Below are 9,660 nucleotides of genomic sequence, written 5' to 3'. Positions count from 1 at the left end.
TTTGATTGTGAACAGGTTCTAAAAGACGCAGGGCTGTTTTTCCCCATCGACCCTGGGGCGAATGCCACGCTTGGTGGGATGGTGGCGACTCGTGCCAGTGACACCAATGCCGTGCGATATGGCATGATGAAAGATATGGTATTATCGCTTGAAGTAGTCATGCCTGATGGCGAGATTATCCGCACTGCCAGCCGTGCCAAAAAATCATCGACAGGCTATGATTTAACACGGCTCATCATCGATTCCGGATAGTGACTGAGATTACGGTCAAGCTGTTGGGCTTGCCTGAGTGTGTCGGCGGTGGCATTTGTCATTTTCCCGATGTGGATAGGGCGTGTCAGGCGGTGATGGCGACGATACAAATGTGCTTGCCGATTGCTCGCATTGAACTGCTGGACGCAACACAAAACAGGCACAGCTGTTTAGAGGTATCATTGCCGACTTTGACGGTCAGGATTTTGCGTGGGATGCGGATGAGGGCAAACATAAACAGCTCTGGACGGCACACCACAACGCTTATCATGCCAGCCATGCTTTACGTCGACTGCCAGCGGGCTATCTACCGATGCGTGCGTGCCGATTTCACGCCTTGCTGAGTGTGTGACCGAGACGGTCAAGGACATAGAGATACGTGGCATGTCAGGGCCTGTGGGCAATGGCAATTTTCATGTACTGTTATTGGTGGACATGGATGATGAGCGTGAAGTGGTACACTCTACAAAATGAAAAAGTACCACGGTTTCCGTAGTAAAATTCAATTTTGTTGGCTGTACACGCCAAAGAAATCCTATCACGTCTTGCTGAGCGTGCCATTGATATGGATGGCACCTGCACGGGCGAACATGACATGGGGCAAGGCAAACGTAAATATATGACAAAAGAACATGGCGGTGCCTTGGCAGTGATGAAAGCCATCAAATCCGCCATTGACCCCAACATCATGAACCCTGATAAGATTTGGGAATGATGGATTATGATAAATTATTATGGAAAATCCAAACACAGGCAGGGGATGTCTGTGTTTGGATAGGGTTAACTGGATTTGGTGCGATATTTGCTATTTAACATAATGAAAAGTTATGCGAAAACCGACGCTCATCAGCACCAATCGCCCACTTCTCACACTCTGCACCAGTTCCACACCCCGCACCCCCCCCCCGAAGTTATCCACATTGACCGCCTGACCGCCTACGGACTTAAAAAAGTAAAGCGAACCCCATATCGCACGTTTACTTTTTTAAAAGTCCGTTGGCGGTCGTTTAGGCGGTTATTGTGGATAACTTCTCATTGTACCAATTCAAAGAATCCGACAGCTTCCCCGCTCTCAACCCCTGCCGAATCCACCATCTGTGGTGGTGGATTTAGGCGACAAATTTGTCGTTTTTTGGCAAAATAGGGTGGATTCTGGTCTCATTTTTGGGTCGTTTTGAGTTTTTTTATGAATTTTTTAATCAAAATTTTGCTGATTGTTGTTACAAACATCAAAAATATGATGATAAACGCACCTTGCCAATAAAGCCCCGTGATTTTCCCTAGCCCTTGTTGAATTTCTGTCTCCGCCTGTGTTTGCATTTGCTGTAATGCTTGCTCATTCTTTTCCTGCACTGTCATGGTGCTTTCTTTTGCTTGTTTAAGCTCTTGTTCCAGTTGTGCTATCTCTGAATCATTAAGTACATGTACTTCGGTGTCTTTAAATATGTCTGCGTTCTGTTCTGCCGTCATAGTTCTAAACTCACCTGTCCATTATTCGTAACAACAATTTTTTTGAACGCCTTTTCTAGGATTTCATGCAATAATTCACTATCTTTGACAGGCTCTATGCCATTCTCAATTCTTTTTTTATTAACCTCTATGGCTGTTTTTCTTACCTTTTCGGCTTCGGTGGGGTTAAGTCTAAACATGGTTATCATCGTTTACCTCCAAAAAAAATGCGTATCTAAAACATTTTTACATGTTTACAAAAATTTTACTTGATTTTACATTTTTACTTGTATACAATCTAGTAAATTGTTTCTTGTATACAAGTTTCAGGTAATATATGTTAATGCTCGATACAGGTCAAATACATATTCCATTCTTGGAAGAGTATTGCCGTCTTAAAGACGGTTCTAAGACTGTTTGGGAGTTAAAGCTCGACATCTCACAAATTGACCCATCTTTGAACATTTGGGCTAAAAATGTGGTAGTTAAAAACGGTCATACGGTCAGTATTGATTACTTTCATGTCTATGACAGTATTCCCACATCGCATAGCGGTATCGGCTACAAAATCATGGATACGTCTAACCGCTCTATGCCCCACATTATTCTAAATGCCTCTCTTGCTAAGATTTTGCAGGGTCATAATGTCTACGGCAACACAGACATGATAACTGGTGTTTTTGAAATGCTTGGCACATTTGCCAACTTTCACCCTAAGTTATTGAAATACTTAGACTTTAAAAACGCTTATATTTCTAAGTTTGATGTTACCTTGCCCATGCAAACCCCATCGTTAAAGACCGCCGAACGCATTAGAGAATACCTGCGTAACGTCTCATGGGGCAGATTGAAAAATCTGTCAATCACAAACGAACGCTTAGAATACAATACTTTGTATTTTGGTTCTGTCAATTCAAAAGTGGGTGGCTTCAAGGTTTATTGCAAGGGCATTGAAGTCAATAACCACGTTAAAGAATTGACCGCCAAAGCTCAAAAGGGCGACATTAAAGCCCTAAGAAATTTACAAGTTTACACAGATGATGTGATTAACTTTGCTAATCGTTCTATCAGACTTGAAGCAACCATCAAAAAGAGAATGCTCACTGAAAACAACTTACCAACAAACTTGTGGGCATTTCTCGTTTATCAGCTACAAAACAAGTCTATTTATGAACAGCTTTTTAAACAAAAGACGGAAACATTTATGCAAGCTCTACAAGATATGCGAATGCCCTATGACGATGACACAAAAGTTTATGACCTGCTTTTAAAACGCCTGTCCGAACCAACCAAAGCAGGTAATATCAGCACCACAAAAGCACGCAATGCGTGGAATTTCTACATTCTGCTAAAAACACAGGGGTTTTACGAAGTTAAAAAAACTTCTAGTGAGAGAACATTTCAAAGAAATGTCAAAAACCTATGCGATGCAGGTTTTAACCGTGCCATGCTTCAAAACTTAGGCGGTAAATCAAAAGAAACGACCATTATTCGCCTGCTCAATATTGACCTAAACGCACGCTTACCGCATTCGTACACACACCCAACGACCCAATTTTACGACACATTCTCACATTATTTGTTAAACGTAGCTTAGGAGCTTAAAAATGTTCAAAACCCAAATGTTAATCACAGGTGCTAAACCTTCAAAAGGTACTTTTAAAGATGATGACGGTCAAAAAGTCGATTATGACAGCATTACATTCTATTGCAAAATGCCCCTAATCGGTGGCAAAGGCTTTGCAACCGTTGAATACAAGTTAAAAGACCGCTCGCACGACTTTGATAAAATCTTTGGTGGCTCTGATTTTGCTGGCGATGTACTTGCCGAAGTCTCATATATTGAAGCAACAAACGGCAAAGGCAAAACCATTAGAGAAATTACTGATATTGTTGTTTTGAAAAAGGCTGTTTAAGGAACAAATAACTAAAAATGGCAATATCTCATTAAAAAGGCGGTTTAATTAAATGAAAGGTTTTTTATTAGATGAGCTTGATTATTTCAATCGAATTGTTTTGTATTCCAATACACTTGATAAGTGGATTGATAAAAAAAAAGAAATTCAGACAAAGACAAAGACGGCTCTGTAGTTGTTGTTGTAGCGGTTGCGAATGAGCGAAACCATGACAAAAGCCCATGACGCACTTTGTCTAGCAACAGACAACACGCCAATATCAAACAACATTAAGCGATTGTTACGTTTGATAGCTTGTGATGATGTCATCATGGCTTTTAAAGACGGTAGTTATCTTGTCTATAAGTACAATGATATATCTTACAGACAAGATAAATTAATCATCGCTCAATCTGATGATTTACCTTTTGAGATTTAATTATGTGCGATTATGACCCTTATTCTGATTCATCAGTAGCCAAAGATTATCTTTATGATGATTATGATTACTTATTTGATGACGACGGTTTTTTTGGTTCGTCATCAAATGAATCTAATGATTTGGACGATGAATTAGATGAATTTGATGAGCTATCTTTTTAATGTCCGACACAAAAATATATACCAAAACATATGTTTGCGTTCAACCGCAAGGCAATGATTGTCTTGCATGGCAACAAACGAATTTGGGGCATATCTCGCCCCAATTGGCTGGCATAATAATTTTTTATGCCTTTATGTTAAATCTTGTCGTTTATGGTTTTCGCACCATGCGAAGACAACTATAAACGCTCAAAAAAAGGAAAAATCACTATGAGACCTTCTGTGTATGCTCATAATCCGACTTTTTACCAAAAGTCAAAGGCTTTTGTTGTTGATACATTTAACGACAAAAAAGCCAAAACCGCAATGGTAGTTATCCCTGCTGTTGCCACTGCCAATGTTGCCATGGCAAATACTGGCATCCCTGAACTAACCATCGACGTATCAAGCCTCATGAAAGCTTTTGCCGTGATTATCGCAGCGATTGCAACTGTTGGAATGGCTGTTTTAACTGTCGCATTGACGGCTAAAGCATTTAAGTATATTCGTGGTGCGTTTTAAGATAATTTAGGCGATAAAAACGCCCTTTGTATCAATATGGCGTTTCGCCATATGACTACAAAGGGCGTTTTATCATGATTAATGATTTATTGTGGCTACTAATAATTTTAATTACTTGTTTGGCAATTAGAGATTTATTTAATTAAGGATTTTTTATGCTCGCAACTATACTACGCATTATCATCATCTATATCCCCGCTTTACTTATGTGGATTGCCGTCATAGCAGGATTATTTGGCTATGAACTATAATCGTTCAATCATCACACTGCTTGCTCTGCTATGTGCAAGTACGCTAGCACACGCAAAGTCTGCACCGTCTCCCAGTCCATCTAGCGGTAGTCCTGCAGGTGGTATCCCATCAGACTTACTAGACAAGCCATTACCCGATAGGGATGGTCCTAGACTTGATTATGGTAAGCCCTCTAAATGGGACAAAATTAGAAAAAATATTGGCAAATTAAAACCAAGCCCTGCTGATATTGCAATCGGTATCGGGATATATGGCATTGGTGAGCTTGTTGATTTTGTGATGGACCCAGACAATAATCGACCCAAACGCAAAATATCGTGCGAAGTCGGTTTTGGTGATGATAAGCTATCATTAACTCAATATGCTGGATTGTCTCGTCAGCGTAAAGACGCTTACGGTGATTATACCATTACAGCTAACTCCGACACATATAAGAGATTAGCCCAAATTGAGAAACAAACACTAGAACTTTATGAGGGTGGCAGTTATGGCAGACCAAAAAACTGGTCCAATTCCTCAAATACTACTGCTCCTTGGGATGTAACAAGAATAATCAACGGAGAGCCAAGAGTCCACAAATCGGATTATCATGTAGGTGTTCATGTGCGTTGTCTTGTGCCTGACCTTGATACCAAGCCTAACCCAAGCCCTGAAACACAGCCACAGCCAAAGCCTGTGCCAGTGCCTAGTCCAAGCCCTGAAACACAGCCACAGCCAAAGCCTGTGCCAGTGCCTAGTCCAAGCCCTGAAACACAGCCACAGCCCGTGCCTAGCCCTAACCCCGAAACACAGCCACAGCCAAAGCCCACCAATCCACAGGACAGACCGCTACCACCTGAGGTTAACCCCATTGGGACAGAGAATCCAAGCCCCAATCCGTCTAATAACCCCAGCCCAACAATGCCCCCCGATGTAGCCCCCATCGGTCGTGAGCCTGATAATACGGATGCCAAGCCCTTTGAACTCCCTGCCTTTTGCGATTGGGCAAAGCCTGTATGCGATTGGATAGAGTGGACTAAGCAAGATGCCCAGAAAGATACAGATACACAAATTGACATCGATGATGATCAAAACAAGATAGATTTTAGACCGCTTGCCGAAAAGTCTTACATTACTTTGCCCAAGACCTGCCCACCCAATCCAAGGATATCATTTAACATGCCTTTTGTGTCTGGAAATCAATCTTTAGAATTTCCTTTGCATATTTTTTGTGAGGCTTTTGCATTATTTAAAATTGTTGTTATTTTATTTGCTTATATCAAAGCTTTATCTATTGTAGGGCAGGGTCTTTAATGGGTGCATTATTAAAAAAACTCTTAGATTTGGTATTGCAAGGCTCGCTAAAAAATGTCTTATTAGGGGCAGGTTTAGGCGTGGCAAGCTCTGCCATATCTTTTGCCGTGATTAATTATTACATTGGCAAACTTGTTAATTATTTATCCAATTTCGGCACCGCAGGGCAGTTTGGTAATGCTGTGATAGCATTATTCGGCATTGCAGGGCTTGACGTGGCTTTTAGCATTATCATTGGTGCTTATGTTGTTAAGTTCACTATTAAGAGTACAAGATTATTTATAACCAAAGGTAAATAACATGATACGAATTATCGGTGCAGGTAATAGCCTTATTACAGGCCTGCAAGGTGCAGGCAAAAGCCATTTTATCATGAGCCAAATTGTTGAGATATTGACAGATAATGAATTACAGGTCTATCTTGTCAATGTTGATGGGGTTAAAATCAATAATCCTAATTTGCATATTGTTGATAGCTCTTTTAGTTGGGTTAAAGATGCACCCGATAACAGTGTGATTATCTACGATGAGGCGGGCATGATAGACCGCTTTAATAATTCTAATTCAAGAATTAATTCGTCCGAGGATGTGCAAAGATTAACGATGGCAAGGCATCAAGGAAAAACGATTGTCTTTGTTGCACAAGACAGTTCTATTGTTCATCCCGCTGTTCGTAAGTTATTAACAAGACATTTTCATTTTTCAAACCCTTATAATGATAAAGAGCAAACCCATTGTTTTGTATTTCCGCAGGTACAAGACCGCCTAGACGGACAGAATAAATATTGGCAAAACAACGCCATTGAGGAGTTCAAACACCCCTTAGACCCCGACATATTCCCGCTTTACAAGTCCGTCGATGATGGGGCTAACCACATCAAGAAAAAACAAGTCAATAAAAAAGCCCAAAGGGCGATGAGAGTCGCCATAGCGTGTGCAGTGCTTATTATACCTGCCATTTTTATCGCTTTATATTTTGGTTATTCTTACGTTAATGACGTTTGGGGCAGTAAGACAGACCAAGAAACCGTAGAGCAAAAGGGCGATACAAGCGATTTAAGCCCTGTTACAGCCATTCAAACGCCAATAGCTACCCAAGTACCAGAGGGCTACATTGATGACCAAAATGAGCAGTACATGCGTGCTAGACGCATCTATGTTAAGCGACTGCCCCCCGATTATGATGTGATAACCACCGATGACAACATCAGACCATCTGCCGTAATTAAAATGGGCAATAAATGCCGTGTGTACAATGCCCATGGCGACTTAATGACTTATGATTTATCAGAGTGCCAAGATTTTTTAACAGAGACTGGCAAAATTCCAAAATCTCGCACCGCTCATAGTTTTGTCTCAAGTCATGATGAGGCTCAGCCTGTGCAGGTTCAAGATATACAACAAACAAGCCCCCAAGCCGTGCAAGGAGGCATAACAAGTACAGACGAGTACATATTTGCTGACAAGTCCAAAACCGAGCCCATATTTAATTAGGGCGATTGGTGCAAAAGGTGCGGTGCTTTTCGCATAACGCTTTTATGTTACAATAGCAAGCTTTCGCCCAACATGTATCATCATTCCTACATGTTGGGCGTTTGCTATTTAACATAATTAGCATTATGCGAAGTTCTATCTATTAAACAAGTCTCTAAGCAAGTAGGTCAAAAATATGTTTAGTATATCACGCCTAAAATTTGCCTAAGCTCGCCCATGAAGGCGACTTTTCGGCGACTGATTGGGCGAGCGAGTACACATACTTTAGTAGTGTACTAAAAATTTTTCATTATTTTCATTTTCGCTTAACCCGCTCTATGAACTGTTGCCATTCTCTTTTTACCTGCCCTTCGTTGTCTTTGAGTTTTTTGGCAAACTTAGCCATAGAATAAATCTCAATGACAACAAAATTATTGCTATTAACATCATGATTGCAACGTATTGAATGATTGTTGATGTCATGATTTTCCTTAGTTTGATTCATCTGAAATGTAAAAAGTTCCGTCATCTTTGACGTTAACTTTTCCTATTGTTAATTCTAAAATTTTGTATGCTATCTATTAAAACTTCGCATAATGCTAATTATAGCATAGATTCACCCAAATTTCCATGCTGTTATTTTTACCAAATCTTACGCTTTTTATCTATTTTTAATTATGTACGAGTTTAACTCAAAAAAGCAGGCGTGTTTATCGCAAACTCTTAATCACGTGCATGACCACCCCCACAACCATCATATGGTCGCCATCTTTAAAACTAAAATTGGGATGTGGGTCAGCTTCGTTTTCTGAATGTAGCTCCAGTCGCCCATCTTTAAACTTGTGCAAGCGTTTAATGGTAAATTCACTGCCCAAATCTGCCATCACAATATCAAAATGCTTTGGTTCTACCGAGCGGTCAATGATGAGCAAATCATCCTTATCAATGCCAGCATCCAACATTGAATAGCCCCCACATCGCACTACAAACGTATCACTCTGACGCCCGACCAGATAGTCATTAAGATTAATCTCTTCGCTTTGCCCGTCGTTATAAGCAGGCAAACCTGCTGGCACCTTGGCAAGGCTCATCAGCACCGACATATCTGTGTCATCATTGGCAGGTATCATGGCATCAAGTGGCACATTAGGGCTTTTGATGACCGCTGAATTTGCCAATGTCTGTATCATGTTCTCAGTCATCTTATCTATCATCGGCACCAAAATACTCGGCACCCGTTTGACGACCGTCTTGATGGCAGATGGCTTTCGCCCTGCCCCTTTTCGCTTACCACCATGAGAGTTTTCGCTCGCCCCTTTGTCTTTGAAACTGTTATTTGGCGTGGGGTCTGGGACAGTTTTTAAGATTTGGTCATTTTTGCTCATAAAATTGCTTGTTTTTTGAAAATTTTGTGTTATTATATCATCATCTTGATTTTTGTAACAGTATTCAAATAAAATTTTAGCCAATTTTTGTATACTTTCAAGATAATTCGTCAGTTTTGTCCCACAGCATTAAATTGACGTCCTTTTTTGTATTTGATAGTGAGATTAGCGATGAGTACATCTTATGACATGGTTAATTATGACGCCACTCAGCACGTGGCACATTCGCAGGGCAAAAAATCTTTACGCCCCATAAGAAATTATATCATACAACTAATCTGCTATTTATTGCAAGTCGTTATTGTCATTTGTCAGCAATTAGAAATGCTTTATCAAGACATTCGACAGTCGCTATTACATATCAAACAAGACATCACAGGTAATAATGTGGTATTTTACCATAAGAGCAGTGTTAAAAACATTCGCATAAAAACGCCCAAATTTTACCAAGTCAAACAAGGATTGCCTTTGGTTTATCAAGCGTTTAGCCTGACCTTGTTTGTCATGATAATATCCAGCGTGGCACTGATGTTTGTCAAAGCTGGGTTTTAAATTTA

At 40.4% G+C, this 9,660-nt stretch carries 14 protein-coding genes and 1 pseudogene; 11 read left to right on the top strand and 4 right to left on the bottom strand.

Annotation, left to right across the window (positions count from 1 at the left end; translation table 11 throughout):
* Positions 1 to 967 (top strand): annotated as a pseudogene (locus B5J93_RS14310) (FAD-binding oxidoreductase); the annotation flags it as partial.
* A 102-nt stretch (positions 968 to 1,069) separates the two neighbouring features.
* Entirely contained in the window at positions 1,070 to 1,396 is a 327-nt protein-coding gene (locus B5J93_RS13325) for a hypothetical protein (RefSeq protein WP_143823505.1), read from the top strand.
* Positions 1,397 to 1,410: 14 nt separating this feature from the next.
* On the opposite strand, the gene B5J93_RS07010 is transcribed toward B5J93_RS13325, so the two are convergent.
* Positions 1,411 to 1,722, bottom strand: a complete 312-nt coding sequence (locus tag B5J93_RS07010) for a hypothetical protein (RefSeq protein WP_079325741.1) — start codon at positions 1,720 to 1,722, stop codon at positions 1,411 to 1,413.
* Positions 1,719 to 1,901, bottom strand: a complete 183-nt coding sequence (locus tag B5J93_RS07005) for a hypothetical protein (protein ID WP_143823504.1) — start codon at positions 1,899 to 1,901, stop codon at positions 1,719 to 1,721. Before B5J93_RS07005 ends, B5J93_RS07010 begins: the two co-directional genes overlap by 4 nt.
* Before the next feature lie 137 nt (positions 1,902 to 2,038).
* Here B5J93_RS07005 and B5J93_RS07000 point away from each other — a divergent pair, with 137 nt between their 5' ends.
* The 8 genes from B5J93_RS07000 (at position 2,039) to B5J93_RS06970 (ending at position 7,739) form a co-directional block, all read left to right on the top strand.
* The gene (locus tag B5J93_RS07000; RefSeq protein WP_079325739.1) at positions 2,039 to 3,298 is read left to right on the top strand and encodes a phage/plasmid replication protein, II/X family; all 1,260 of its coding nucleotides are present in this window, start codon (positions 2,039 to 2,041) and stop codon (positions 3,296 to 3,298) included.
* A 10-nt stretch (positions 3,299 to 3,308) separates the two neighbouring features.
* Entirely contained in the window at positions 3,309 to 3,617 is a 309-nt protein-coding gene (locus tag B5J93_RS06995; RefSeq protein WP_079325738.1) for a hypothetical protein, read from the top strand.
* Positions 3,618 to 3,813: 196 nt separating this feature from the next.
* The gene (locus B5J93_RS06990; RefSeq protein ID WP_079325737.1) at positions 3,814 to 4,035 is read left to right on the top strand and encodes a hypothetical protein; all 222 of its coding nucleotides are present in this window, start codon (positions 3,814 to 3,816) and stop codon (positions 4,033 to 4,035) included.
* A gap of 2 nt (positions 4,036 to 4,037) precedes the next feature.
* Positions 4,038 to 4,199 (top strand): hypothetical protein, encoded by a 162-nt coding sequence (locus tag B5J93_RS13515; protein WP_158080706.1) that lies wholly within the window; start codon positions 4,038 to 4,040, stop codon positions 4,197 to 4,199.
* Between the two features lie 210 nt (positions 4,200 to 4,409).
* A complete protein-coding gene (locus B5J93_RS06985; protein WP_079325736.1) occupies positions 4,410 to 4,700 on the top strand; it encodes a major capsid protein in 291 nt (96 codons plus the stop codon).
* Between the two features lie 240 nt (positions 4,701 to 4,940).
* Positions 4,941 to 6,245 (top strand): virulence factor TspB C-terminal domain-related protein, encoded by a 1,305-nt coding sequence (locus B5J93_RS06980; protein ID WP_079325735.1) that lies wholly within the window; start codon positions 4,941 to 4,943, stop codon positions 6,243 to 6,245.
* Positions 6,245 to 6,544: a DUF2523 family protein gene (locus tag B5J93_RS06975; protein WP_079325734.1), complete on the top strand. Its 300-nt coding sequence runs from the start codon at positions 6,245 to 6,247 to the stop codon at positions 6,542 to 6,544. The genes B5J93_RS06980 and B5J93_RS06975 overlap by 1 nt, the downstream gene beginning before the upstream one ends.
* A gap of 1 nt (position 6,545) precedes the next feature.
* Positions 6,546 to 7,739 carry a zonular occludens toxin domain-containing protein gene (locus B5J93_RS06970; protein WP_079325733.1) on the top strand — a complete coding sequence of 398 codons (1,194 nt, stop codon included), beginning with the start codon at positions 6,546 to 6,548 and terminating at the stop codon, positions 7,737 to 7,739.
* A 295-nt stretch (positions 7,740 to 8,034) separates the two neighbouring features.
* On the opposite strand, the gene B5J93_RS06965 is transcribed toward B5J93_RS06970, so the two are convergent.
* Both B5J93_RS06965 and B5J93_RS06960 read right to left on the bottom strand, forming a co-directional pair.
* Positions 8,035 to 8,247 carry a hypothetical protein gene (locus B5J93_RS06965; protein ID WP_079325732.1) on the bottom strand — a complete coding sequence of 71 codons (213 nt, stop codon included), beginning with the start codon at positions 8,245 to 8,247 and terminating at the stop codon, positions 8,035 to 8,037.
* Positions 8,248 to 8,428: 181 nt separating this feature from the next.
* Positions 8,429 to 9,103: a LexA family protein gene (locus B5J93_RS06960; protein WP_079325731.1), complete on the bottom strand. Its 675-nt coding sequence runs from the start codon at positions 9,101 to 9,103 to the stop codon at positions 8,429 to 8,431.
* Between the two features lie 171 nt (positions 9,104 to 9,274).
* Between B5J93_RS06960 and B5J93_RS06955 the strand changes: the two genes are divergently transcribed.
* Positions 9,275 to 9,655: a hypothetical protein gene (locus tag B5J93_RS06955; RefSeq protein ID WP_079325730.1), complete on the top strand. Its 381-nt coding sequence runs from the start codon at positions 9,275 to 9,277 to the stop codon at positions 9,653 to 9,655.
* Positions 9,656 to 9,660 lie beyond the last annotated feature (5 nt).

The sequence above is a fragment of the Moraxella equi genome (genome assembly GCF_002027555.1).
GTDB lineage: Bacteria > Pseudomonadota > Gammaproteobacteria > Pseudomonadales > Moraxellaceae > Moraxella > Moraxella equi.
This window is presented reverse-complemented; position numbering and strand designations above follow the sequence as displayed.